At 52.4% G+C, this 666-nt stretch carries 1 rRNA gene; it reads right to left on the bottom strand.

Annotated features, from left to right (window positions below):
• A 23S ribosomal RNA gene (locus tag QP997_RS09745) occupies positions 1-627 on the bottom strand; the annotation flags it as partial.
• Positions 628-666 lie beyond the last annotated feature (39 nt).

The following is a 666-nucleotide window of genomic DNA, read 5'->3' as shown; positions in this document are numbered from 1 at the left end:
GGCTCTGACGGATTGTAAGCACACGGTTTCAGGTACTATTTCACTCCCCTCACGGGGTACTTTTCACCATTCCCTCACGGTACTCAATACACTATCGGTCACAACAAGTATTCAGGCTTACCGAGTGGTCCCGGCAGATTCACAGCAGATTCCACGAGCCCGCTGCTACTCGGGAAAAATTGTCAACGCACACATTGCATGCTTTCACGTACCGGACTCTCACCGTCTACGGCAGGCCATTCCAAACCACTTCCGCTAACACACAACACACACGCGGGCCATGGCAGCAGCCCACAACAAAATCCCACAACCCCACACACGCAACCCCTGCCAGGTATCACACGCATATGGTTTAGCCATCATCCACGTTCGCTCGCCGCTACTAGCAGAATCATTATTATTTTCTTCTCCTGCGGGTACTGAGATGTTTCACTTCCCCGCGTTACCACCACACCACCTATGCATTCAGCAGTGGGCGACCACACATAACCGTGGCCAGGTTTCCCCATTCGGACACCCTCGGATCAACGCTCTATTGGCAACTCCCCGAGGCCTATCGTGGCCTTACACGTCCTTCATCGGCTCATTGTGCCAAGGCATCCACCGTGCGCCCTTAAAAGTAACAAATCAAACACTAAGACACACACAAAACACACACCACAACAA

Origin of the sequence: Corynebacterium sp. MSK039 (genome assembly GCF_030232315.1) — a bacterium.
Lineage (GTDB): Bacteria > Actinomycetota > Actinomycetes > Mycobacteriales > Mycobacteriaceae > Corynebacterium.
Note: the sequence above shows the minus strand (reverse complement) of the source record. Positions and strands in the feature narration are given on the sequence as shown.